The organism is Pantoea sp. DY-15, from assembly GCF_019795935.1.
GTDB classification, from domain to species: domain Bacteria; phylum Pseudomonadota; class Gammaproteobacteria; order Enterobacterales; family Enterobacteriaceae; genus Pantoea; species Pantoea leporis.
On the sequence record NZ_JAIMIF010000001.1, the window covers coordinates 300,260 to 324,258 of the forward strand.

Here is a 23,999-nt window from a genome sequence, read left to right on the forward strand (position 1 = left end):
GGTTCCGGTCGGGATTGCGATTTGAAAGCTTCCTCACTCAAACTGAGAACCAGGCTTTCAACTTTTTTTGAAAATATGGCAAAAATTATATCATCTCGTCTGCTCATAAGCAGCCGATTCGCCGGTGCAAAAGTTACAATTTTGTAAATAGGCACGTACAGTCAAGGTCAGACCGCGGCATCACTTTGCCATTCCAGTTGGGTAAATCCGGTTAAACGGGCGAAATGCTGCACCAGACGCGGCTGCACATCTGCCAGCGTGACGCCCGGCTGCAGCAGGCTAAGCTGCGTCATTTGCATCCCGGCATATCCGCACGGATTGATGCGCAGGAACGGCGCTAAATCCATCGCCACATTCAGTGCCAGGCCGTGAAACGAGCAGCCTTTACGAATGCGCAGTCCCAGCGAACAAATCTTGTCATCGCCAACATACACGCCCGGCGCATCCGGTCGCGCACGCGCGCTGATGCCATAGTCGGCCAGCGTGGCGATCACCGTTTCTTCCAGCGCCGTCACCAACTCACGTACGCCCATCTTGCGGCGTTTCACGTCGATCAGCACATACATCACTTGTTGGCCGGGGCCGTGATAGGTTACCTGGCCGCCGCGATCGCTTTGTAACACCGGAATATCGCCCGGCATCAGCAGATGTTCGGCTTTTCCTGCCTGGCCTTGGGTAAACACTGGATGATGTTCCACCAGCCAGATTTCATCGGCAGTGCTGCTGTCGCGTTGATCGGTAAAGTGATGCATCGCATCGGAGATGGGTTGCCAATCGCGCTGGCCGAGTTGACGAACAAGAAGCGTATTAGCTGACAAAGCAGAGATCCGGTAAAGAGTGGAAGGCAGAGTATAACGCTGGCAAAGCGGACTTTGCCAGCGCCAGAATTACAGCACCATACGCACGATGTCGATGTTGCCCAGCTCTTCGTACAGGGTTTCAACCTGCTCAATGTGGGTGGCGATGATGGTAATGGAAACAGAGTGATAGTTGCCTTTGCTGCTTGGCTTGATGTCCGGTTTGTAATCGCCTGGCGCGTGGCGCTGCACCACTTCAACCACTTGATCAACCAGCTCCGGTTGCGCCAAACCCATCACTTTGTAAGTGAAAGGCGTAGGGAATTCGAGCAGTTCATTCAATTTGGTTTTCATACATTGACTCCGGTGCTTAAAAAACAGGCTCCCGCCGAGGCGGGAGCAAAGATAGTAACTTATTTGTGGGCAAATTGGCGTTTTTTCAAGCGCGCCTTAGCCGAACCAGTGGTGGAACATCAGTTTGATGTAATCGATGATGCGACCGAAGAAACCACCTTCTTTCACTTCGTTCAGCACCACCAACGGACGCTGTTCAACAGTTTTGCCGTCGAGCTGGAAGTTGATGCTGCCAACTACCTGATTTTTCTGCAGCGGTGCGTGCAGTTCAGTGTTGTTTAGCACATAGCTGGCTTTCAGATCTTTCATGCGGCCACGCGGGATAGTCAGATAGGCATCTTTCTCCACGCCCAGCTGAACACGATCGCTGTCACCGAACCACACTGGCTCAGAAGCGAACTCTTTGCCCGCTTTCAGCGGTGCTACGGTTTCGAAGAAACGGAAGCCCCATGTCAGCAATTTCTTACTCTCGGTTTCACGGCCTTTATAGGTACGACCGCCCATCACCGCTGAGATCAAACGCATCTGGCCTTCTGTTGCCGAGGCGACCAGGTTGTAGCCCGCTGCGTCTGTGTGGCCGGTTTTAATGCCATCCACGTTCAGGCTGGTATCCCACAGCAAACCGTTACGGTTGGTCTGCTTGATGTTATTAAAGGTGAAATCTTTTTCACGGTAAACCGCGTACTCATCGGGTACGTCACGGATCAGCGCCTGGCCGATCAACGCCATATCGCGCGGCGAGCTGTATTGGCCTTCGGCATCCAAACCGTGCACGGTCTGGAAGTGAGTGTTTTTCAGACCCAGCGCGCCAACGTAATTGTTCATCAGGTTTACGAACGCGTCCTGGCTGCCGGCAACGTAATCCGCCATCGCCACACATGCGTCGTTACCTGATTGCAGCACGATACCGCGCGTAAGCTGAGAAACCGGCACACGATCGCCAGGCTTCAGGAACATCAAGGATGAACCTTTGAATACCGGATTACCGGTTGCCCAGGCATCTTTACCCACGGTCACGATGTCATCGTTATGGATTTTGCCCGCTTTGACCGCCTGACCAATCACGTAGCTGGTCATCATTTTGGTCAGGCTTGCCGGATCGCGGCGTGCATCCGCGTTCTTTTCGGCCAGCACTTTGCCGGAGTTATAGTCGATCAGCACATAAGCTTCAGCATCAATGTCCGGTACGCCCGGAATCATAGTCTTAAGATTAACATCGTCCGCAAAAGCGGCATGGCTGAGAGAAAGGGCGACCAGTGATCCCACTGTCAGGCGTTTCAGAAAACGAGAAGGTTTCAGCGTATTCATGTTCAGGACTACAACATCCGTGGGTTTAGAGTGAAAAAAGTGCCTAACTATAGCAAACGCCCGATCGGGCGACATCTTGCTTTGCAAATCAGTTTCAGCAGGAAATGTCACTGTCCGTTACATCGATGGACGGGCAGTGGTAATAAATGAGCTCATTTGAGCTTCAGTGTTCAGACGCTGCTGCAAGGCGACGGCTTCGGCACGGCTTTTATAGCCACCTAACTGAATGCGATAGACGTTGCCATTAGCTTCAACCGCGCCTGGCACGCCAAAGCGTTTACCCAGGCTTTCGGCCAGCTGGCGCGCACGCGCCGGATCGTTAATCGCGCCAACCTGTACCACATAACCGCTGCCGGCATGGGCATTCTGGCTGGCAGCAGGTGCGGCGGCTGGCGCAGAAGACGTTGTTGGTGCTGGCTCGTTGCTTTCCAGCACGCCCGTGGCTAACGGCTGTGGCGCACCCAGAAAACCGCTGCTCTGGACGGGCGCACCCATGCTGTCATTGCTTTGCAAGGTGCTGTTATCAACAGCGCGAACGTCTTGCGGTGCAGGCGCTGGCGCCGCATTGGCGCTGCCGCCCATCATCACCATGCCGCCGCCAAGATCGGGACGCGCAGGCAGGGCGTAACTCTGTTTGGCGACGGTAGTACCGATGGTGCCTGGACCGGAAACAGAACCATCCGGTGCCACTTTGATGTAATCAACGCGCACGCGGGTGTTGTTTGAGATATTCAGGCGATCGCCCGCTGCTCGTGACAGGTCGATAATGCGGCCTGGCGTGTAAGGGCCACGATCGTTGACGCGCACCACGATTTGGCGGCCGTTGGCGAGGTTAGTAACGCGCACATAGCTCGGCAGCGGCAAGGTAGGATGTGCGGCGGTCATACCTTCCGGATCGTAAGATTCACCGATAGCAGTGCGATTCCCCTGCGCTTCGTCACCGTACCAGGTGGCTAAACCCACTTCGCTGTAGTTCGAGGGATCTTTGATCACACGGTAGTTTTTACCGTTGACGCTGTAATCCTGGCTGGTGGAAGGATTGATCGGTTCATAGCGTGGTTCCACGCCAGGAATTTCCACTACCGGGCCGTTATAGGCCGGTTGCGGTGGCGCAGTATTATTCTGCGGTTCCGGTGTGGAACAGGCAGCCAGTACCAATGATGCTAGTGCAACCCCAAGCCAGTCCTTACGCATGTGCAGCCTCTTAAACGCTTTTAGATAACATTTTTCGATGAGTATGGATCGACATCACGATGCCAAATCCAGCCATTAACACAATCAATGCCGATCCGCCGTAGCTCACCAGCGGCAGCGGTACGCCAACCACCGGTAAGATACCACTTACCATGCCAATGTTAACGAAAACATAAACGAATAAAATCAGCATCAAACCGCCCGCCATCACGCGACCAAAGGTGGTTTGCGCGCGCGCAGCGATAATCAGTCCGCGCATAATCAGCAACAAATAGAGTACCAGCAGTAACAACACGCCCACCAGGCCGAGTTCTTCCGCTAAAACGGCAAAAATAAAGTCGGTATGGCGTTCAGGCAGGAACTCCAGCTGCGATTGGGTACCGTGCAGCCAGCCTTTGCCGCGCAGGCCACCGGAACCGATAGCAATCTTCGACTGAATGATGTGATAACCGGCGCCGAGCGGATCGCTTTCCGGGTCCAGCAGCATCATCACGCGCGCGCGCTGGTAATCATGCATCAGGAAGAACCACAAAATCGGGATAAAGGCGGCGACCAGCAATAGCGCAATACCAATCAGCTTCCAGCTCATGCCGGATAAGAACAGTACAAACAGACCGGAAGCGGCGATCAGAATCGAGGTGCCGAGATCGGGCTGTGCCGCCACCAGCAGCGTCGGCATGAAAATCAGAATCAACGCGATGCCGGTGTTTTTCAGCGTCGGTGGACAGACATCGCGGTTAATAAAGCGCGCCACCATTAAAGGCACGGCAATCTTGGCGATCTCCGAGGGCTGAAAACGCACAAAACCTAGATCAAGCCAGCGCTGTGCGCCTTTACTGATGTGACCAAACGCATCTACCGCGATCAGCAATATTACGCAGACAATGTAGAGATAGGGCGCCCAGCTTTCATAGACACGCGGCGGCACCTGCGCCAGCACCAGCATAACGATGATGCCCATGGCAATTTGCCCAAACTTACGCTCGGTCATGCCTGGATCCTGTCCGCTGGCGCTCCAAATGACGATGGCGCTGTAGGTCAGCAAGCTGAGAATGATCAGCATAAACAGGGGATCGATATGGATGCGCGTCCAGATCGATCTTTTCTGCGGACTATCGTTCATGGACATTGTTATTCACCTTCGTAGCCGGGCGGCGTCGGTGCAGCTTCTGGCAGCACGGTATTGTTGTCGCCTAACATAATGTGGTCGAGAATCTGGCGCATCACAGTGCCGACAGCCGGACCAGCGCCGCCGTTTTCCAGAATCATGGTGACAGCCACGCGCGGTTTATCGTAAGGCGCGTAGGCGGTCATTAATTTATGGTCACGCAGACGCTCGGCAATCTTGTGCGCATTATATGTCTCATTCTCTTTAAGGCCGAAGACCTGCGCGGTACCGGACTTCGCCGCGATTTTGTATGGCGCATCGGCAAAGCTCTTGTGCGCAGTACCATTGGCGCGGTTGGCTACGCCATACATGCCGTCTTTGGCAATTTCCCAGAAGCCTGAATGAATATCGCCAATCGGCGCATCCGGTTGCTGACGATAGGGCACCATGGACTGGCCTTCACGGGTGGCGCGCAGCAAATGCGGCACTTTGATCACGCCGTCGTTGATCAGAATCATCATCGCTTTGTTCATCTGAATCGGCGTCGCCGTCCAGTAACCCTGGCCGATACCAACCGGAATGGTGTCACCCTGATACCATGGCTTTTTAAAGCGCTTCAGCTTCCATTCGCGCGTGGGCATGTTACCCGCGCTCTCTTGCGGCAAATCGATACCGGTGCGATGGCCGTAACCAAACTTGGTCATCCACTCTGATAGGCGATCGATGCCCATATCGTAGGCAACCTGATAGAAGAAGGTATCCGCCGATTCTTCCAGCGATTTAGTGACGTTTAGGCGACCGTGGCCCCATTTTTTCCAGTCACGATAGCGCTTTTCCGAGCCTGGCAGCTGCCACCAGCCGGGATCGAACAGGCTGGTATTGCGGTTGATCACGCCTGCGCTCAGCGCCGATACGGCAACGTAAGGTTTCACAGTGGACGCCGGTGGATAGGAGGCCTGCAGCGCACGGTTATACAGCGGACGGTTTTCGTCGCTTAACAGCGCTTTATAATCTTTGCTCGAGATACCGTCGACAAACAGGTTCGGGTCGTAGCTGGGGGTAGAAACCAGTGCAAGAATTTCGCCGGTGCGTGGATCGCTCACCACCACTGCCGCGCGGCTGCCGGTCAACAAGGTTTCAATGTACTGCTGCAGTTTGAGGTCAACCGTCAGGTAGATATCGCGTCCGGCCTGCGGAGACTGCTCGTGCAGCTGTCGAATGACGCGGCCACGGTTGTTAACTTCAACCTCTTCATAGCCGGTTTTACCGTGCAGCACATCTTCGTAATAATTTTCGATGCCGAGCTTGCCGATATCATGTGTAGCCGCATAGTTAGGCCATTTGCCTTCCTGATCGAGGCGCGTAACGTCGCGATCGTTGATTTTGGAGACGTAGCCCACCACGTGCGTCAGCGTCTGGCCGTACGGATAGTAGCGACGCTGGTAGCCTTTTACTTCCACGCCAGGAAAACGGTATTGATTGACGGCGAAACGCGCTACCTGCACTTCGTTTAAACCGATTTTGACCGGAATCGAGGTAAAGCGGCGCGAGCGTTTGCGCTCTTTGTCAAACGCATCGAGATCGTCGTCGGTCAGATCCAGTACCGGACGCAGATCTTGCAAGGTCTGCTTAAGGTTTTCGACCTTTTCCGGCATCAGTTCGGCCTGATAAATGGTGCGGTTTACCGCCAGCGGTACGCCAGTACGATCGAAAATAATGCCGCGGCTCGGTGCCACCGGCACCAGCTTGATGCGGTTTTCATTTGAACGGGTGCTGTAGTCGTCAAAGCGCAGAATTTGCAGGTGGTACATGTTGACCACCAGAATGCTGGAGAGCAGCAGAATGCCAACAAAAGCCACCAATGCTCGGCGGACAAAAAGTTTCTGTTCGGCAGTGTAATCGCGAAAGGCGTTGCTCTGTAATTTCATCCGCTACATTTATTGTCTGGGGTTGTCAGGCGTTTATTCACGATGATAAGGATGATTCGTGGTGATGCTCCACGCACGATACAGGCTTTCCGCTACCAGCACACGCACCAGCGGATGTGGCAACGTGAGCGCTGACAGTGACCAGCTTTGTTCCGCAGCGGCCTTGCACGCGGGCGCCAGTCCTTCCGGACCGCCGATTAACAGGCTGACATCGCGGCCATCCAGTTTCCAGCGTTCAAGTTGCTGCGCCAGCTGTGGGGTTTCCCACGGCTGTCCGGGGATATCCAGTGTGACAATGCGATTGCCTTTACCCACGGCGGCCAGCATCGCTTCACCTTCTTTTTCCAGAATGCGTTTGATGTCGGCGTTCTTGCCGCGTTTGCCGGCAGTTACTTCGATCAGTTCAAACGGCATATCTTTCGGGAAGCGGCGCAAATACTCCATGAAACCGGTCTGAACCCAGTCGGGCATTTTGGTGCCGACGGCCACAAGCTGCAGTTTCACGTCTTAGCTCCAGAGTTTTTCCAGCTCGTACAGCTGGCGGCTCTCTGCTTCCATCACGTGCACAATCACGTCACCCAAGTCAACGACCACCCAATCGGAGGCGGTTTTGCTGTCAACACCCAGCGGCTTCAGGCCCGCAGTGCGCGATTCCTGCACCACATGATCGGCGATAGAAGCGACGTGACGTGTTGAAGTGCCGGTGCAAATGATCATGCAATCGGTGATGCTGGATTTGCCCTGAACATCAATAGCAATGATGTCCTGGCCTTTGAGATCATCAATCTTATCAATAACGAACTCTTGGAGTGCTTTACCTTGCAAAAGGTTCCCCTTAAAAACAGGTGATTACGGACGGGCTAACGATGCGAGAAAGGTAGCCGAAAATGAAGCGGCGCAGTATAGCATGCTGCCTTTAGCTGCGATATAAGCCAACGCTATCGATGTAGCCGATCACTGCATCTGGCAGTAAATCCGCGCAGGAGATGCCTGCATGGCGGCGCTGACGGATTTCGGTGGCGGAAATGTCGAACAGCGGCGTATCCGCCAGCCAGATGTGTCCCGCCGGTGCGTGATGGAGTTGCTGCACATTATCGGCGAGATGCTCATCAAGCCACTGCTGCATCTCTGGCGTCTCCATTTGCGCGGCGTAACCTGGACGCTTACACACCAGCAAATGACACAGCGACAATAGATCCTGCCAGCGATGCCATTTGGCTAACGTTAGCAGAGAATCCTGACCAATGATAAACCCTAGGGGCTGTTCTAAGCCGCGTTCTGCACGCAGTGCTTCCAGCGTGGCGACCGTCCAGGACGGCGTTGCACGCTCCAGTTCGCGCGTATCGATATCAAACAGCGGGCGATCGGCAATAGCGCAGCGCAGCATCTCAACGCGTTGTTGCGCACTGGCTTCCGGCTGCGGGCGATGCGGCGGCACGTTATTCGGCAGCAGCGTGACCTTTTTCAAACCTACTTGCTGTGCCAGCGCTTCAACCGGGTGCAAATGACCGTAGTGAATCGGATCGAAAGTGCCGCCAAACAGGGCGTAGAGTTTAGACATCGGTAAAGCTCAGTGGGAAATCGCGGTGACACAGTAGCAGCGACAGCGTTTCCAGCTGCGGCCACAGGTTTTGTCCGTAATCCTGCTTCATGCTGAGTTCCAGCTCTGCCAGCAAATGCACCGCACGCTGTAAACGCTGCGCATCAAGGCGCTGCAAGGCTTCGGTAAACAGCGCGCGACGGTTTTGCCAGATACGTTGCTGATCCATCAGCGTGCGCAGCGCTTGTTTCGCCTGATTCCGTTGCAGGTGCAGCAGCGTGAGTAAATCGCGTTGCAGCGTGCGCAGCAAAATCACCGCTTCGCTGTCCTCTTTCTCCAGCTGATGCAGGATGTGCAGGGCGCGTTTACTTTTCCCCGCCAGCAGCGCATCCACCCAATGGAACGGGGTAAAGTGCGCGGCATCGTTGACGGCGGCTTCCACGCGCGGCAGCGTCAATTTACCGTCTGGCCACAACAGCGATAAGCGTTCCAGCGCCTGCGACAGCGCCAGCAGATTCCCTTCGTAGCAGTAGCAAAGCAGCTGGATCGCCGCATCATCCACGCTGAGTTTCATCGCTTTGGCGCGACTCGCCACCCAGCGCGGCAGCTGTGCCTGTTCAGGCGTCTGGCAAGGAACCAGCACCGCTTGCGCACTCAGCGCTTTGAACCAGGCGCTGTTCTCCTGCGCCTTAGTTAGTTTCGCCATGCGCAGCACCAGCAAAATATCGCTGTGCAGCAGCGTGGAGAGTTTCACCAACTGCTCGGCGATAGCGGCATTGGGGCCGTTTTCGGGCAGTTGCAGCGTCAGGGTTTGGCGGTGGGTAAACAGGCTGAGCGATTGGCAGCTAACGAAGATCGCATCCCAATCGGTTTGCGCATCAATGGTAACGCTGAAGTGCTCTTCAAATCCCTGTGCGCTAGCGGTAGCACGGATTGCATCCGCGCTTTCCTGAATCAGCAGAGGTTCATTACCGGTAAGAAAATAACAGGCGCGCAGCCCCTCTCGAAGCTGCGCGCTCAGTTGTTCAGGATAAATCCTGATCATTGCAGACTGGTGGCTGACGAAGAGGACACTTCCGGTGAGTTCTGTCCCGGTTCAATCGTCTCAGGCTGCGGCAAAGTATCTTTGTTGCTTTCCTGTGCGGCATGCACGGTCAGCAGTTTACGTACTAACTGCTCGGACGCGCGCTGACGCATCTCCTGCACGATCATATCCTGCTCGGCATCCTTCGCCAGTGCGGCGTTCGGGTTGTCGAAGAAAGAACGATACACGGTGGTGCTGATCGGGTAGATACCTTTACCCGGCAGCAGAACCTGTGCGGTGACCGTCATCACCAGCGAGTATTCCGCGGTGGTACCGCTGATAAACACCGATGCGGTATCACGTCCCTGGCCTTCAGCACCCAGACGCAGCGTTGGGTATTTGGCGCTGGCCGCTTTGCTGTCTTCAATGATGGTGACATTGTTGATGCGCAGCTGCTGGCGTACGGCACGCGCCAGTGGGCCATAGGGATCGCCGCTCTGGACGATAAGGGTTTTCATCTCACTCGGCACCGAGGTGGTGCCGCGCGGGTGGAAACCACAGCCTGCGGTAATCACTACCGCAAGCAGGACAAACAGCCTGATAATCAGTTGTCGCACAGTTCCTCCTGAACTTAACCTACGACCAGGTTAAGCAGTTTGCCAGGGACATAAATCACTTTACGAATGGTGACGCCATCCAGATATTTCGCCACCAAATGCTCCTGCGCAGCACGCGCCTGCACCTGCTCCTGCGTGGCATCCGGCGCAACGGTAATCTTGCCGCGCACTTTGCCATTCACCTGCACTACCACCAGCAGCGAATCTTCCACCATGGCCGCTTCATCGGCTACCGGCCAGCTGGCTTCGTCGATGCTGCCTTCGCCGCCCAGCGCTTGCCACAATACATAGCTGGCGTGCGGGGTGAATGGATAGAGCAGACGCGTCACCGCGACCAACGCTTCCTGCAACAGCGCGCGATCTTGCTCGCTCTCCTGCGGGGCACGGATCAGTTTGTTCATCAGCTCCATAATGGCAGCGATGGCGGTGTTGAACGTCTGACGACGACCCACATCATCGGCCACTTTGGCGATGGTTTTGTGCAGATCGCGACGCAACGCTTTCTGGTCGTCATTCAGGTTATTGACGTCCAGCGCCACGGTCGCGCCTTTCGCAATGTGCTCGTAAGCCAGTTTCCATACGCGCTTCAGGAAGCGGTTAGCACCTTCAACGCCCGATTCCTGCCACTCCAGCGTCATCTCTGCTGGCGAAGCAAACATCATGAACAGACGAACGGTATCTGCACCGTAACGCTCAACCATCAGCTGGGGATCGATGCCGTTGTTTTTCGACTTCGACATTTTGCTCATGCCGGCGTAAACCACTTCACGACCTTCGTTGTCGGTGGCTTTGATAATGCGGCCTTTCTCGTCGCGTTCTACGGTCACGTCAACCGGAGAAACCCAGTTACGCTCGCCGTTCACGCCGAGGTAGTAGAACGCATCAGCCAGCACCATGCCCTGACACAGCAGGCGTTTGGCCGGCTCATCAGAGTTCACCAGGCCAGCATCACGCAGCAGCTTGTGATAGAAGCGGAAATACATCAGGTGCATGATGGCGTGTTCGATACCGCCAACATACTGATCGACCGGCAACCAGTAGTTTGCCGCCGCCGGATCCAGCATGCCTTCATGGTAGTTGGCGCAGGTATAACGCGCGTAGTACCAGGATGACTCCATAAAGGTGTCAAAGGTGTCGGTTTCACGAAGCGCAGGCTGGCCATTAACGGTGGTTTTGGCCCACTCAGGATCGGCTTTGATTGGGCTGGTGATACCATCCATCACCACGTCTTCTGGCAGGATGACCGGCAGCTGATCTTCTGGCGTTGGCATCACGGTGCCATCTTCCAACGTCACCATTGGAATTGGCGCGCCCCAGTAACGTTGACGGGAAACGCCCCAGTCGCGCAGACGGTAATTGACTTTACGCACGCCCACGCCTTTGGCAGCCAGCGCATCGGCGATGGCGTTAAAGCCCGCCTGATGATCCAGACCGTTGTATTCACCCGAGTTGAACAGCGCGCCTTTTTCGGTCATCGCGGCAGCACTCAGGTCCGGTTCAGAACCGTCGAGGTTCAGGATCACCGGCTTGATGTTCAGGTTGTACTTGGTGGCGAACTCCCAGTCACGCTGATCGTGGCCTGGAACAGCCATTACCGCGCCGGTGCCGTATTCCATCAGCACGAAGTTAGCGACCCATACCGGAATCTCTTCACCGGTCAGCGGATGGATAGCGAACAGGCCGGTGGCCACGCCTTTCTTCTCCATCGTTGCCATGTCAGCTTCGGCGACTTTGGTGGTACGGCATTCGTCGATGAATTCAGCCAGCGCAGGATTAGTGGCAGCAGCTTGCTGCGCCAGTGGATGACCTGCAGCAACCGCCACATAAGTTGCACCCATAAAGGTGTCTGGACGGGTGGTGTAAACGGTCAGCTTCTCGGCGCTATTGGCAACGTCAAAGGTGATTTCCACGCCTTCAGAGCGGCCAATCCAGTTGCGCTGCATGGTTTTGACCTGCTCCGGCCAATCTTCCAGCTTATCGAGATCGTTAAGCAGCTCTTCCGCATAAGCGGTGATTTTGACGAACCACTGTGGGATCTCTTTACGCTCTACTTTGGTGTCGCAGCGCCAGCAGCAGCCGTCGATAACCTGCTCGTTGGCCAGTACGGTCTGATCGTTCGGGCACCAGTTCACCGCAGAGGTCTTTTTATAGACCATGTCTTTTTCATACAGCTTGGTGAAGAACCACTGTTCCCAGCGATAGTATTCTGGCTGGCAGGTTGCCAGTTCGCGGCTCCAGTCGTAGCCAAAACCCAGCAATTTCAGCTGGTTCTTCATGTAAGCGATGTTGTCGTACGTCCACGGCGCAGGCGCGGTGTTGTTTTTCACCGCAGCGCCTTCGGCTGGCAGACCAAAAGCATCCCAGCCAATTGGCTGCAGGACGTTTTTGCCGAGCATACGCTGATAGCGCGCAATCACATCGCCAATGGTGTAGTTACGCACGTGACCCATGTGTAGGCGGCCAGAAGGATAGGGCAGCATCGAAAGGCAGTAATATTTCTCTTTGCCTTCCTGCTCGGTCACTTTAAAGGTTTCGTTTTCGTCCCAGTGTTGTTGGACGCGGGATTCTATCTCTTCCGGGCGGTATTGCTCTTGCATGGCTGCCTGTGGTCCTTTGTGAAAATCGCTAAGCATACTTTTAGATCCGCATAGCATACCCATAAGGCTGCGCATCAACAACTTTTCACGCCCTCGCCGGCCGGATTTCTGCCGAATGCGCCGCCGCTTTCACCCTTTTGTGATTTCTCCGCTTGCTACCCATGCAATTGTGACAAAACCGCTAAACTTAACAGCAGTATCCGCAGCGGAAAGGAGAACAAAATGAATAACGTGGCGCAGGAATACCGTGCAACGATTGAAGCATTATCCCAACGATTGGATCATGGCGAGCGCGATGTTGATGCGCTGGTGGCCGAGGCGCGGCAAGGTTTGCTGGCGAAAAAAACGCTGTCGCCCGCCGAGGTCAATGAAGTGATGCGCGCCGTGCGCCGCGACTTACACGAGTTTGCGCTGAGCTATCAGGAGTCTTCTGATGTGGTCGGCGATTCAGTGTTTTTGCGCGTGATTCGTGAAAGTCTGTGGAAGGAACTGGCGGATATCACCGATAAAAGTCAGCTCGAGTGGCGTGAAGTGTTTCAGGATTTGCGTCATCACGGCGTCTACCAGAGCGGTGAAGTGGTGGGGCTGGGGAATTTAGTCTGTGAGAAGTGCGGCTTCACACGGGCGATTTATACGCCAGAGAGCTTAACGCGCTGCCCGGAGTGCGGGCACGATCAGTTCCAGCGCCAGCCGTTTGAACCCTGATTTTATGAACGAATAACCCCGCGCGATGAATCGCGCCGCTACGGGTACGAGCACTTATCGTAGCGGCGCAATTTATTGCGCTAATCAGTGCAGGATCTTCGCCAGGAAGTCTTTCGCACGATCGGATTGCGGATTGTTAAAGAAGTCATCCTTATTGGTGTCTTCGATAATTTTCCCTTCATCCATAAAGATCACGCGGTTAGCGACTTTGCGCGCAAAGCCCATTTCATGCGTTACCACCATCATGGTCATGCCTTCATTCGCCAGCTCAACCATCACGTCCAACACTTCGTTGATCATTTCAGGATCAAGCGCTGACGTCGGCTCATCAAACAGCATCGCCACCGGATCCATGCACAACGCACGCGCGATTGCTACGCGCTGCTGCTGGCCACCGGAAAGTTGGCCAGGAAACTTATCCGCGTGCGCAGAAAGCCCAACGCGTTTTAGTAAGCCCTGCGCTTTCTCACGCGAGGCCGCTTTATCACGCTTCAGCACTTTGACCTGCGCCAGCGTCAGGTTCTCGATGATGCTGAGATGGGGGAACAGCTCGAAGTGCTGGAACACCATGCCGACTTTGCTACGCAACTGAGCGAGGTTGGTTTTTTTGTTGTTCACTTCGGTGCCGGTCACCTGAATGCTGCCCTTTTGAATCGGCTCCAGGCCGTTCACGGTTTTAATCAGCGTTGATTTACCTGAGCCAGACGGACCGCAGACCACCACCACTTCACCTTTTTTTACTTCGGTGGAGCAGTCGGTCAGCACCTGAAAGTGCCCATACCACTTTGAAACATTTTTCAGGCTAATCATTTAAACCGTCCTCTTTCTTTTCAGATAGGTAACCAACAGCGAAGCGCTCAGGCTGATCACAAAGTAGACCAGACCAGCAAACAAAATCATTTCAACCTGGGTTCCGTCACGCTCACCTATGGTTGAAGCGGTGCGGAAGAAATCGGCCAGGCTCAGTACATACACCAGCGAGGTATCCTGGAACAGCACGATGCCCTGCGTCAGCAGCAGCGGCACCATGGCGCGGAACGCCTGCGGCAATACGATCAGTTTCATCGATTGCCAGTGCGTCATGCCGAGCGCCAGCGCGGCATTGGACTGCCCGCGTGAGATGCTCTGAATACCGGCGCGGATGATTTCCGAGTAGTACGCGGCCTCAAATAGCGCAAATGCCACCATGGCAGAAATCAGGCGGATATCGGATTTAGGCGATAAGCCCAGCACCTGTTGCAGGAAGGCGGGCACCACCAAATAGAACCACAGCAGCACCATCACCAAGGGTACGGAGCGGAACAGGTTAACGTACAGCTTGGCAAACCAGCGTATCGGCGCAATTGGCGACAAGCGCATCACCGCCAAAATCGTGCCCCAGATAATGCCAAACACCACGGCAATCGCGGTGATCTTGAAGGTAATGATCAACCCGTTCCACAAGTAAGGCAGGCTGGGAACAATTGAACTCCAGTCAAACTCGTACATTATTTGCCTCCCATATTGCCAGGCAGGCGAATTTTGCGTTCTACCACACTCATAATCAGCATGATGACCAGGTTAATGCCGACGTACGCCAGAGTGATGGCGGTAAAGGATTCATAGGCATGCGCGGAGTAATCCAGCAGCTTGCCGGCCTGCGCCGCCATATCCACCAGTCCGATGGTTGAGGCGATCGCCGAGTTCTTCACCAGATTAAGCATTTCCGACGTCATCGGCGGCACAATCACGCGATAGGCATTCGGCAGCAGCACATAGCGATAGGTTTGCGGCAGCGTCAGGCCCATCGCCAGGCCGGCATTTTTCTGACCGCGTGGCAGCGACTGAATCGCCGCGCGTACCTGTTCACAGACGCGCGCAGCGGTGAACAAGCCAAGGCAAATTGTTGAGGAGACAAAGAACTGGATGTTGGGATCCAGCTCCGATTTAAACCACATGCCCAGCTTTTCGCCCACCAGTTCTGGCGCTACCAGATACCAGAAGAAGAACTGCACAATCAGCGGGATATTACGGAATAGCTCCACGTAGCAGGTGCCAATCGCCGCCAGCAGGCGGTTGGGCACGGTACGCAGAATGCCAAATAAGGAACCTACCAGGAAGGCGATAATCCAGGCGCAGCAGGACACCGCAATGGTGACCTGAAAACCGGACCACAGCCAGCCGAGGTAAGTCGTATTGCCGAACGGGGCCTGTTCAAGAAAAATGCCCCAGTTCCAATCGATACCCATAACGAGCTCCGGTAAAAAAAGGGTAGCGAGGCTACCCATAAGATTGTTGAGCGGTGTCTTGCATCCTGCTTCAGGGGAACGGCCTGTTACAGTCTGTCTGTCCGCACCGCATGTTCAGCAATCGAGAGGGCAGCGGGGCTGCCCTTGTTGTCGTTGTTAATTCAGAGTGCTTTGTCGTTCGGTGCTTTGAACAGGGCCTGCATATCGCTTGAGAGTTCGAAGTTCAGGTTCAGATTCTTCGGTGGAATCGGTTTTTTGAACCAGGTTTCAAACCATTTTGAGGCTTCGCCAGAGGTTTGAGCTTTAGCAATGGTTTCATCCATCAGCTGTTTGAACTGTGGATCCTGATTACGCAGCATGCAGCCGTAAGCTTCTTTCGACTGCGGTGTACCCACGATGTCCCAGTTGTCTGGCTTCTTGGCTTTGGCACGTTCACCTGCCAGCAGCGCGTCATCCATCATGAAGGCCACAGCACGACCGGTTTCCAGCGTACGGAAAGAATCGCCATGGTCTTTCGCGCTGATGATGCGCATATCCATTTTTTGCTCGTCGTTCAGTTTGTGCAGCAGAACTTCTGAAGTGGTACCGGAGGTCACGACAACGGTTTTACCCTTCAGATCAGGGAAATCTTTGATGTCGCCGCCTTTTTTTACCAGCAGACGCGTACCGATGATGAACACGGTGTCAGAGAATGCCGCTTGCTTCTGACGCTCCAGGTTGTTGGTGGTAGAACCGCACTCAAAATCGTAAGTTCCGTTCTGCAACAGAGGAATACGGTTCTGCGAAGTAATCGGCAGCATTTTGATCTGCAAATCAGGCTTATTCAGTTTGGCTTTAATAGCCGCGATGATGGCGTTTGAGTAATCCTGTGAATAGCCAACCACTTTTTGCTGGTTGTCATAGTAAGAAAAGGGAACTGATGATTCACGATGCCCAACGACGATCACGCCGCTATCATTGATTTTTTTCAGGGTACCGGTGAGATCTTCCGCCTGGGCCGCTCCCGCTGCTGCTCCCAACAGCAAAAGAGATAATGCCACTTTGCGTATCTGCATGTTCCAACTCCTTCGTATGGATGTCGCGCAGAACATAAACTGCGCAGATTGTGATGTTGTGTGTATTTCGTGCTGCTTTTTTTGTTATCCCATAGCGCAACCGCACGCAGGATAGTGATTAACATAGCGAATTGTTAACGCAATGAAACAAAAAAGTTTCTTTTTTGCGAGCCGCTCCGCACCAATAAAAGGCAAAAATTCCCCGGTGCGCCAATAGAGTGCGCATCATTGCCATAAATTAGTGCGTAAAGGTTGCACTACGCTGACAAAAGCCGATGTTTGCGAAAATCACTGAAATAAATAGCAATGATCGTGCCAGCACGATGAAGAAGTGTAAAAAGCCAGCAGAGAATCGGGGAAAGCACCACGGAAGGAAGAGAAAACAGCGCATAAAAAAGGCGAAGTATTCGCTTCGCCTGTTTGCATAGCTGCCTGAACTAGTGGCGACGGCGCAGAATGGCCACCACAATGCTAATCAACGTCACTAGCCATACTGGCCAGATGCCCGCTTTCGCATACGGCGTTTCACCCTTGGTTGGCGTGACTTTAGCTTCCAGCACATCACGGGTGAACTGCGGCAACGCTTTCTCCACCTCACCGTTGGCATTCACCACCGCGGTAACACCGTTATTGGTGGAGCGCAGTAACGGACGTCCCAGCTCCAGCGCACGCATGCGCGCCATCTGGAAATGCTGCCACGGTCCGATGGAGTGACCAAACCAGGCATCGTTGGAGACGGTCAGCAGGAAGTTGGTATCGGGACGGAAGTTGGCGCGCACTTGCTCACCCAGCACGATCTCATAGCAGATAGCGCTGGTCAGGTTATAACCCGACACTTTCAGCTGTGGCTGAACATAGGCGCCACGGCTGAAGGAGGACATCGGCAAATCGAAGAACGGCGCCAGCGGACGCAGCAACGCTTCCAGCGGCACAAACTCACCGAATGGCACCAGATGATTCTTCTGATAGCGGTTCTGGCTTTGATAGCTGTAAGGCTGCTCGCCACCCAGCACAATTACCGAGTTGTAGTCGTGATAGCGATTATCACCTTCCACGCGAGAATCCACGATGCCGGTAATCAGTGAGCTGCCGCGCGCGCGCAGGTCAGCATCCAGCGCCCGCAGGAACGGCTGCTGGTTGCTTTCCAGATCGGTAATCGCTGATTCGGGCCAGATGATGATCGGCGCTTTGCCGATAAACGGCTGGCTGTAGGAAGTGTAAACGCGCAGCGTGTTCAGCAGTTGCTGCGGATCCCACTTCATCGACTGCGGAATATTGCCTTGCACCATCGCAACATCAACGCTGCGTTCCGGCAGCGGCTGATACCACTGCAACATGCGCAGCGGCCACGGCAATAACAGCAGTAGCGCGGCGGCAATCAAGCTTTTCACCGTACGATGATGCAGCGCGTGCACCAGCAGGCCCGCGATCAACATCAACAGAAAGGTAATGGTTTCCACACCGGCCAGCGGCGCGAGGCCTTTTAGCGGACCATCGATCTGGCTGTAGCCAAACTGCAGCCACGGAAAGCCGGTGAGCACCCAGCCGCGCAGGAATTCGCTAATCTGCCACAGCGCGGGTGCTGCTAAAGCCAAACGCCAGATTGTGGCGCGCGGCCAGAAACGGTTGAGCAGGATGGCAAACAGCAACGGATAGAGCGACAGATAAGCCGCCAGCAGAATCACCAGGAAGATGTTCACCGGGCCGGGCATGCCGCCAAAGGTGGCGATGCTGACGTAAACCCAATTGATGCCGCTGCCAAACAGCCCAAAGCCCCAAACGAAGCCGATCGCCGCTGCCTGCGCAGTGCGACGTTCCAGCAGCAGCAGTTGCAGACCAAACAGCGAAATTAACGCCGCAGGCCAGAAATCGTAGGGGGAAAAGGAAAGGGTGCCAATGGCACCCGTAATTAACGCCAGCAGCAGGCGAACCCGCTGCTGCGAGTAAAGAGAGGCTAAAGCCATAAAGTTATTCGTCTTCCAGTTGCGGTTGTGGTGAGTCTTCCGGAATTTTTACATGCACCTGGATGATACGGCGGCTGTCAGCCATGGCGACTTTGAACTGATAGCCATCAATGACAATACTTTCGCCGCGAGCGGGAAGGTGGCCGAATCCCTGCATGACCAATCCGCCAATGGTATCGACTTCGTCATCGCTGAAATCGGTGCCAAAGACCTCATTAAAATCTTCAATTTGCGTTAAGGCGCGCATGGTATAGGTGTAACGATTGAGCTGACGGATATCACGATCTTCTTCATCGTCATACTCATCTTCAATTTCGCCAACAATCAGCTCAAGAATATCTTCAATGGTCACCAGACCCGAGACGCCACCAAATTCATCAATGACAATCGCCATGTGATAACGCTGTGAGCGGAACTCCTTCAGCATGCGATCGACGCGCTTGCTTTCAGGTACCACTACAGCGGTGCGCAGCACTTTTTCGATGCTGAACGGCTCAGACGCGCTGGCCATAAACGGCAGCAGGTCTTTGGCCATCAAAATGCCTTCAACGTGATCTTTGTCTTCGCTGATCACCGGGAAGCGTGAGTGCGCGGATTCAATAATCACCGCAAGACACTCTTCCAGAGTCTGGTTGCGTTTCAGGGTGATCATTTGCGAGCGGGGGATCATGATGTCGCGCACGCGCTGTTCGGCAATGTCCAGCACCCCTTCGAGCATGTCGCGGGTGTCCTGATCAATCAGTTCTTTTTGCTCAGAATCGCGGATTAACCCCAGCAGTTCATCACGATTTTTGGGTTCACCATGAAACAGTTGGTTGATTAACAGGGAGAAAAATCCCTTTTTACTACTGGGTGCGTCGCTGTTTTGAGAATGGTCGTCGCTCATGGCGTTTTTATTTAGTTCTCTCTAATGAGGGATTGGGGCTGCTGGCATCCGCGCCAGCAGCGCAATAACCTGAACCAGCGGCTCAGGCGTCTTCTTTCTCCGAAATGTACGGATCAGGATAACCAAGAGCAAGCATTATCTCGGTCTCCAGCGCCTCCATCTCCTCGGCTTCTTCATCTTCGATATGGTCGTAACCCAGCAGATGCAGCGTACCGTGCACCACCATATGCGCCCAGTGGGCTTCAACGGTTTTGCCTTGTTCAGCAGCCTCTTGCTCAACAACCTGACGGCAAATAATCAGATCGCCAAGCAACGGCAGTTCAATTCCCGGCGGTGCTTCAAACGGGAATGACAGCACGTTGGTCGGCTTATCTTTGCCGCGATAAGTCAGATTAAGCTCATTACTCTCGGCTTCATCCACCAGACGTATTGTGACTTCACTTTCCGGTTGAAACGGCGTTACCGCCGCTTCCAGCCAGCGTTGAAAATCACTCTCCGCCGGCAGATGGTTTTCATCGGCGCAGGCCAGTTGTAAATCAAGAATCACCGCGCTCATGAACGCTCCTGCGGGCTGGTTTGGCTGGCAAGCTGAGCCGCGATAGCTTCGCGTTTGCGCTCTTCTGCCTGTTGATCACGGCGTTTCTGGTCGGCGGTTTCCCAGGCTTCATAAGCATTCACGATGCGTGCGACAACCGGATGACGCACCACGTCTTCGCTGTGGAAAAAGTTAAAGCTAATCTCATCGACTTCTGCCAGCACTTCAATGGCGTGGCGCAGGCCGGATTTGGTGCTGCGCGGCAAGTCAATCTGCGTGATATCGCCGGTAATGACCGCTTTCGAATTAAAGCCGATACGCGTCAGGAACATCTTCATCTGTTCGATAGTGGTGTTCTGGCTCTCATCGAGAATCACAAAGGCGTCGTTCAGCGTGCGTCCGCGCATGTAGGCCAGCGGAGCCACTTCAATCACGTTGCGCTCAATCAGTTTCTCTACGCGCTCAAAGCCGAGCATTTCGAACAGCGCGTCGTACAGCGGGCGCAGGTAGGGATCGACCTTCTGGCTGAGATCGCCAGGCAGGAAGCCGAGTTTCTCACCCGCTTCAACCGCCGGACGCGTCAGCAGAATACGGCGAATCTCCTGACGCTCCAGCGCATCCACTGCGGCAGCGACCGCCAGATAGGTTTTACCGGTACCGGCCGGGCCGATACCAAAGGTAATGTCGTGGGAGAAGATATTAGCGATGTACTGCGCCTGGTTAGGCGTACGCGGTTTGATTACGCCACGCTTGGTTTTGATGTTCACCGCTTTGCCGAATTCCGGCACGCTCTCAGCGCTCTGTTCCAGAACGCCGCTCTCTTTGATTGCCAGGTGAATCTGGTCCGGTTCGATATCTTTGATCTGACCGCGCATTGGGGCGGTATCAACATACAGCGTGCGCAGGATATTGACGGCAGCGTCCACACACAGCGAGCGGCCGGTAAGCGTGAATTGGTTGTCACGGCGTTTGATTTCAAGGCCCAAACGGCGCTCCAGCTGTTTCACATTGTCATCCATCGGACCGCACAAGCTCATCAGTCGTTGGTTATCTGCCGGTTCAAGGGCGATTTCACGCGTTTCGATATTCAAATGAATCCTTAAGGTCACTCAGGGCCAGTTGAAAAGGTGTGCCGGATGCCGAAGAGCAATCTCTCCACATCTTTATGAAATTATTTATGGCGCTGCGCACTGGCGCAAGCTTCAGAGTCGATATTTGGGCAGCACTTGTGGAAAGCAAGGGCTTTGGGATGAAACAGGCGACAGCGCTTTGTGCGCTGTCGCTCAACGTTCGAGGTTTCAAGGCTGGAACTGTCCGACGCCGATGTCGTTCTCTTTGCGGGTACGAGCAATCACCGACTCTGGGCTTTCGGCCACACGGAGCGTCATTTGATCTTCAGTGCGCACCAGCACGCCGCGCAGGGAACTGGCATACACATCAACAATTTCGACATCAACAAACTTACCGATCATTTCAACCGGTGCTTCGAAGTTCACCACGCGGTTATTATCGGTGCGGCCGGTCAGTTCCATCACATTCTTACGCGAAATGCCTTCCACCAGCACGCGCTGCGTGGTGCCCAGCATGCGGCGGCTCCACGCCATCACCTGCTGATTGATGCGGTCCTGCAGGATGAAAAGACGCTGCTTTTTCTCCTCTTCTGTCACATCGTCGGGCAGATCGGCCGCCGGCGTGCCTGGGCGCATGGAGTAGATAAAGCTGAAGCTGACATCGAAATTCACTTCACCGACCAGCTTCATGGTCTGCTCAAAATCCTGCTGCGTTTCGCCGGGGAAACCGATGATGAAATCAGAGCTCAGCTGGATATCCGGACGTGCGGCTTTCAGCTTGCGGATAATCGCTTTGTACTCAAGTGCGGTGTGCGCGCGCTTCATCAGCGTCAGGATGCGATCTGATCCGCTCTGAACCGGCAGATGCAGGAAGCTCGCCAGCTCGGGTGTATCGCGGTAAACCTCGATGATGTCATCGGTAAATTCAATAGGATGGCTGGTGGTGAAGCGAATACGGTCAATGCCGTCGATCGCCGCCACTAAGCGCAGCAACTCAGCAAAGGTACAGATATCGCCATCAAAGGTGGCGCCGCGATAGGCGTTGACGTTCTGGCCCAACAGGTTGACTTCACGTACGCCCTGAGCGGCAAGCTGGGCGATTTCCAGCAGAATATCGTCGCTCGGACGGCTGACTTCCTCGCCGCGCGTGTAAGGCACCACGCAGAAAGTACAATATTTGTTGCAGCCTTCCATGATCGACACAAAGGCGGTTGGGCCATCGGCGCGCGGTTCTGGCAGGCGATCAAACTTCTCAATTTCAGGGAAGCTGATGTCAACAACCGGGCTTTTACTGCCGCGCACGGTGTTAATCATCTCCGGCAGACGATGTAAGGTCTGCGGGCCAAAGACGATATCGACGTAACTGGCGCGTTGGCGCAGACGTTCACCTTCTTGTGAGGCCACGCAGCCACCCACGCCGATGATCAGATCGGGATTGCTCGCTTTCAGCTTTTTCCAACGGCCTAACAGAGCAAAAACCTTCTCCTGCGCCTTTTCACGGATGGAGCAGGTGTTGAGCAGCAGAACGTCCGCCTCTTCAGCTTCCTCGGTAAGGGTGTAGCCGTGCGTGCTGTTCAGCAGATCGGCCATCTTCGATGAATCGTATTCATTCATCTGACAGCCCCAGGTTTTGATGTGCAGTTTTTTGGTCATCGAACTAGCCATTGATTCAAGCGAAGTGCAGGGCGCGTATTGTAATGCTTCGACGCTGTTGTTACCAGGCTTCACGCATCTGCATCGCATCGCGCTGCTAATTTCCGGTACACTTTAGCTATCAACGTGATGCTGGAAGGTTTCACGGCAAAAAGAAGGATTAGAGTCGATGCAGGATTCACATTTTGATGTGGTGATCGTGGGCGGTGGCATGGTTGGTGCGGCGCTGGCGTGTGGCCTGGCGCAGCAGCAGTTTCGCGTAGCGGTCATTGAACGGGCAGAACCGGCAAGCTTTGATGCCAGCAGCGAGCCAGATGTGCGTATCTCCGCCATCGGTGCGTCGTCGGTGGCGCTGCTGCAGCAACTGGATGTCTGGCAGCGTGTGCAGGCGATGCGCTGTGCGCCCTATCGCCAGCTGGAAACCTGGGAGTGGCAAAACGCGCATGTGAAGTTTGATGCGGCGTCGCTTGGGTTGCCCGAGCTGGGCTTTATGGTGGAAAACAGCGTGCTGCAGCGTGCGCTGTGGGAAAAAATGCAGCAACAGGGCATCACACTGATCTGCCCGGCGAGCTTGCAGGGTTTGCAGCCGCACAGCGCCGGCTGGCAGGTGCAACTCGATAACGGCCAAACGCTGGATGCGCGTTTAGTGGTCGGCGCAGATGGTGCTAACTCGCGTGTGCGTCAGTTAGCGGGTATTGGCGTGCGCGGCTGGAACTATGCGCAATCCTGCATGCTAATCAGTGTAGAGTGCGAGCAGGATGCAGGCGACTCCACCTGGCAGCAGTTTACGCCGCAAGGGCCGCGCGCTTTCCTGCCGCTGTTTGCTCGTCGCGCTTCGCTGGTGTGGTACGACGCGCCTGCGCGCATCCGCCAGCTGCAAAGTTTGCCGCTCCAGCATCTGGAGAAAGAGATTTATGCTCACTTCCCGGCACGCGTTGGGCGTATTCGGGTGAAAACCGCGGCCTCTTTCCCGCTGGTGCGACGTCATGCAACACGTTATGTGATGCCGGGATTGGCGCTGGTGGGGGATGCGGCGCACACCATCAATCCGCTGGCCGGGCAGGGCGTTAATTTGGGCTATAGGGATGTGGATGCGTTGATCACGACGCTGGTCGAGGCGCGCAACCAGGCGGAGCTCTGGTCATCGGATGCTGTGCTGCAGCGTTATCATCGTCAGCGTTACAAAGATAATTTACTGATGCAGGGCGGGATGGATCTATTCTACTTCGCGTTTAGCAATAAACTGCCGCCGCTGCGTTTTGCGCGAAACCTGGCGCTGATTGCGGCGGAGAATGCCGGAGCGTTGAAACGCAAGGTGCTGCGTTACGCATTAGGTTTGTGATTGTAGGGAGCGTATTGATGCGCTCCTGATCGAAAGTTTGCTCGCCATACTTTGCCAAACGCAGAAAACAATAAAGCCCGCATAAGCGGGCTTT

23 protein-coding genes are annotated in these 23,999 nt (G+C 54.7%); 2 read left to right on the plus strand and 21 right to left on the minus strand.

Translation table 11 applies throughout. The features are described from left to right. Positions 1–167: 167 nt before the first annotated feature. The 12 genes from lipB to leuS form a co-directional block, all read right to left on the minus strand. Entirely contained in the window at positions 168–818 is a 651-nt protein-coding gene (gene lipB, locus K5Y32_RS01470; RefSeq protein WP_222181623.1) for a lipoyl(octanoyl) transferase LipB, read from the minus strand. A 69-nt stretch (positions 819–887) separates the two neighbouring features. Beyond that, positions 888–1,151, minus strand: a complete 264-nt coding sequence (gene ybeD / locus K5Y32_RS01475) for a DUF493 family protein YbeD (RefSeq protein WP_176971362.1) — start codon at positions 1,149–1,151, stop codon at positions 888–890. A 96-nt stretch (positions 1,152–1,247) separates the two neighbouring features. Next, positions 1,248–2,459, minus strand: a complete 1,212-nt coding sequence (gene dacA / locus K5Y32_RS01480) for a D-alanyl-D-alanine carboxypeptidase DacA (protein WP_008103689.1) — start codon at positions 2,457–2,459, stop codon at positions 1,248–1,250. A 117-nt stretch (positions 2,460–2,576) separates the two neighbouring features. Next, entirely contained in the window at positions 2,577–3,653 is a 1,077-nt protein-coding gene (gene rlpA, locus K5Y32_RS01485) for an endolytic peptidoglycan transglycosylase RlpA (RefSeq protein ID WP_222181624.1), read from the minus strand. Between the two features lie 10 nt (positions 3,654–3,663). Then, positions 3,664–4,776, minus strand: coding sequence for a peptidoglycan glycosyltransferase MrdB (gene mrdB / locus K5Y32_RS01490; protein WP_222182864.1), 1,113 nt, complete (start codon positions 4,774–4,776; stop codon positions 3,664–3,666). A gap of 8 nt (positions 4,777–4,784) precedes the next feature. Then, positions 4,785–6,689 carry a peptidoglycan DD-transpeptidase MrdA gene (mrdA, locus tag K5Y32_RS01495; protein WP_222181625.1) on the minus strand — a complete coding sequence of 635 codons (1,905 nt, stop codon included), beginning with the start codon at positions 6,687–6,689 and terminating at the stop codon, positions 4,785–4,787. 33 nt (positions 6,690–6,722) lie between these two features. Further along, positions 6,723–7,193, minus strand: coding sequence for a 23S rRNA (pseudouridine(1915)-N(3))-methyltransferase RlmH (gene rlmH / locus K5Y32_RS01500; protein ID WP_008103678.1), 471 nt, complete (start codon positions 7,191–7,193; stop codon positions 6,723–6,725). 3 nt (positions 7,194–7,196) lie between these two features. Continuing rightward, positions 7,197–7,514: a ribosome silencing factor gene (rsfS, locus tag K5Y32_RS01505; RefSeq protein ID WP_008103673.1), complete on the minus strand. Its 318-nt coding sequence runs from the start codon at positions 7,512–7,514 to the stop codon at positions 7,197–7,199. Positions 7,515–7,605: 91 nt separating this feature from the next. After that, complete coding sequence (nadD, locus tag K5Y32_RS01510; protein ID WP_222181626.1) at positions 7,606–8,250, minus strand: nicotinate-nucleotide adenylyltransferase; 645 nt, start codon at positions 8,248–8,250, stop codon at positions 7,606–7,608. Continuing rightward, positions 8,243–9,274 carry a DNA polymerase III subunit delta gene (gene holA / locus K5Y32_RS01515; RefSeq protein ID WP_222181627.1) on the minus strand — a complete coding sequence of 344 codons (1,032 nt, stop codon included), beginning with the start codon at positions 9,272–9,274 and terminating at the stop codon, positions 8,243–8,245. Before holA ends, nadD begins: the two co-directional genes overlap by 8 nt. After that, positions 9,271–9,870 carry an LPS assembly lipoprotein LptE gene (gene lptE, locus K5Y32_RS01520; protein WP_222181628.1) on the minus strand — a complete coding sequence of 200 codons (600 nt, stop codon included), beginning with the start codon at positions 9,868–9,870 and terminating at the stop codon, positions 9,271–9,273. The genes holA and lptE overlap by 4 nt, the downstream gene beginning before the upstream one ends. A 14-nt stretch (positions 9,871–9,884) precedes the next feature. Then, positions 9,885–12,467: a leucine--tRNA ligase gene (leuS, locus tag K5Y32_RS01525; protein ID WP_101763315.1), complete on the minus strand. Its 2,583-nt coding sequence runs from the start codon at positions 12,465–12,467 to the stop codon at positions 9,885–9,887. A 222-nt stretch (positions 12,468–12,689) separates the two neighbouring features. Between leuS and K5Y32_RS01530 the strand changes: the two genes are divergently transcribed. Further along, entirely contained in the window at positions 12,690–13,172 is a 483-nt protein-coding gene (locus K5Y32_RS01530; protein WP_222181629.1) for a zinc ribbon-containing protein, read from the plus strand. Between the two features lie 84 nt (positions 13,173–13,256). Here K5Y32_RS01530 and K5Y32_RS01535 read toward each other — a convergent pair whose 3' ends face one another. The 9 genes from K5Y32_RS01535 to miaB form a co-directional block, all read right to left on the minus strand. Next, positions 13,257–13,982: an amino acid ABC transporter ATP-binding protein gene (locus K5Y32_RS01535; protein WP_008103661.1), complete on the minus strand. Its 726-nt coding sequence runs from the start codon at positions 13,980–13,982 to the stop codon at positions 13,257–13,259. Next, positions 13,983–14,660 (minus strand): glutamate/aspartate ABC transporter permease GltK, encoded by a 678-nt coding sequence (gene gltK, locus K5Y32_RS01540; protein ID WP_101763247.1) that lies wholly within the window; start codon positions 14,658–14,660, stop codon positions 13,983–13,985. Further along, positions 14,660–15,400, minus strand: a complete 741-nt coding sequence (locus K5Y32_RS01545; RefSeq protein ID WP_061717388.1) for an amino acid ABC transporter permease — start codon at positions 15,398–15,400, stop codon at positions 14,660–14,662. Before K5Y32_RS01545 ends, gltK begins: the two co-directional genes overlap by 1 nt. A 161-nt stretch (positions 15,401–15,561) precedes the next feature. Then, positions 15,562–16,455: a glutamate/aspartate ABC transporter substrate-binding protein gene (locus K5Y32_RS01550; RefSeq protein WP_101763246.1), complete on the minus strand. Its 894-nt coding sequence runs from the start codon at positions 16,453–16,455 to the stop codon at positions 15,562–15,564. Between the two features lie 437 nt (positions 16,456–16,892). After that, positions 16,893–18,419 (minus strand): apolipoprotein N-acyltransferase, encoded by a 1,527-nt coding sequence (gene lnt / locus K5Y32_RS01555; RefSeq protein ID WP_222181630.1) that lies wholly within the window; start codon positions 18,417–18,419, stop codon positions 16,893–16,895. Positions 18,420–18,423: 4 nt separating this feature from the next. Continuing rightward, positions 18,424–19,305: a CNNM family magnesium/cobalt transport protein CorC gene (corC, locus tag K5Y32_RS01560; RefSeq protein ID WP_008103653.1), complete on the minus strand. Its 882-nt coding sequence runs from the start codon at positions 19,303–19,305 to the stop codon at positions 18,424–18,426. Between the two features lie 82 nt (positions 19,306–19,387). Further along, on the minus strand, positions 19,388–19,861 hold the full coding sequence (ybeY, locus tag K5Y32_RS01565; protein ID WP_008103651.1) for an rRNA maturation RNase YbeY: 474 nt from the start codon (positions 19,859–19,861) through the stop codon (positions 19,388–19,390). After that, a complete protein-coding gene (locus K5Y32_RS01570; protein WP_101763243.1) occupies positions 19,858–20,931 on the minus strand; it encodes a PhoH family protein in 1,074 nt (357 codons plus the stop codon). The genes ybeY and K5Y32_RS01570 overlap by 4 nt, the downstream gene beginning before the upstream one ends. A 207-nt stretch (positions 20,932–21,138) precedes the next feature. After that, positions 21,139–22,563, minus strand: a complete 1,425-nt coding sequence (gene miaB, locus K5Y32_RS01575; protein WP_222181631.1) for a tRNA (N6-isopentenyl adenosine(37)-C2)-methylthiotransferase MiaB — start codon at positions 22,561–22,563, stop codon at positions 21,139–21,141. Positions 22,564–22,732: 169 nt separating this feature from the next. Between miaB and ubiF the strand changes: the two genes are divergently transcribed. Next, on the plus strand, positions 22,733–23,905 hold the full coding sequence (gene ubiF / locus K5Y32_RS01580) for a 3-demethoxyubiquinol 3-hydroxylase (protein WP_222181632.1): 1,173 nt from the start codon (positions 22,733–22,735) through the stop codon (positions 23,903–23,905). Positions 23,906–23,999 lie beyond the last annotated feature (94 nt).

Coding starts and splice junctions, on each gene's coding strand:
- ubiF (WP_222181632.1), top strand. CDS start 22,733: ATGCAGGATTCACATTTTGATGTGGTGATCGTGGGCGGTGGCATGGTT.
- ybeD (WP_176971362.1), bottom strand. CDS start 1,151: ATGAAAACCAAATTGAATGAACTGCTCGAATTCCCTACGCCTTTCACT.
- K5Y32_RS01550 (WP_101763246.1), bottom strand. CDS start 16,455: ATGCAGATACGCAAAGTGGCATTATCTCTTTTGCTGTTGGGAGCAGCA.
- K5Y32_RS01535 (WP_008103661.1), bottom strand. CDS start 13,982: ATGATTAGCCTGAAAAATGTTTCAAAGTGGTATGGGCACTTTCAGGTG.
- lnt (WP_222181630.1), bottom strand. CDS start 18,419: ATGGCTTTAGCCTCTCTTTACTCGCAGCAGCGGGTTCGCCTGCTGCTG.
- miaB (WP_222181631.1), bottom strand. CDS start 22,563: ATGACCAAAAAACTGCACATCAAAACCTGGGGCTGTCAGATGAATGAA.
- K5Y32_RS01545 (WP_061717388.1), bottom strand. CDS start 15,400: ATGGGTATCGATTGGAACTGGGGCATTTTTCTTGAACAGGCCCCGTTC.
- corC (WP_008103653.1), bottom strand. CDS start 19,305: ATGAGCGACGACCATTCTCAAAACAGCGACGCACCCAGTAGTAAAAAG.
- holA (WP_222181627.1), bottom strand. CDS start 9,274: ATGATCAGGATTTATCCTGAACAACTGAGCGCGCAGCTTCGAGAGGGG.
- ybeY (WP_008103651.1), bottom strand. CDS start 19,861: ATGAGCGCGGTGATTCTTGATTTACAACTGGCCTGCGCCGATGAAAAC.
- leuS (WP_101763315.1), bottom strand. CDS start 12,467: ATGCAAGAGCAATACCGCCCGGAAGAGATAGAATCCCGCGTCCAACAA.
- K5Y32_RS01530 (WP_222181629.1), top strand. CDS start 12,690: ATGAATAACGTGGCGCAGGAATACCGTGCAACGATTGAAGCATTATCC.
- rlpA (WP_222181624.1), bottom strand. CDS start 3,653: ATGCGTAAGGACTGGCTTGGGGTTGCACTAGCATCATTGGTACTGGCT.
- gltK (WP_101763247.1), bottom strand. CDS start 14,660: ATGTACGAGTTTGACTGGAGTTCAATTGTTCCCAGCCTGCCTTACTTG.
- nadD (WP_222181626.1), bottom strand. CDS start 8,250: ATGTCTAAACTCTACGCCCTGTTTGGCGGCACTTTCGATCCGATTCAC.
- mrdB (WP_222182864.1), bottom strand. CDS start 4,776: ATGAACGATAGTCCGCAGAAAAGATCGATCTGGACGCGCATCCATATC.
- mrdA (WP_222181625.1), bottom strand. CDS start 6,689: ATGAAATTACAGAGCAACGCCTTTCGCGATTACACTGCCGAACAGAAA.
- dacA (WP_008103689.1), bottom strand. CDS start 2,459: ATGAATACGCTGAAACCTTCTCGTTTTCTGAAACGCCTGACAGTGGGA.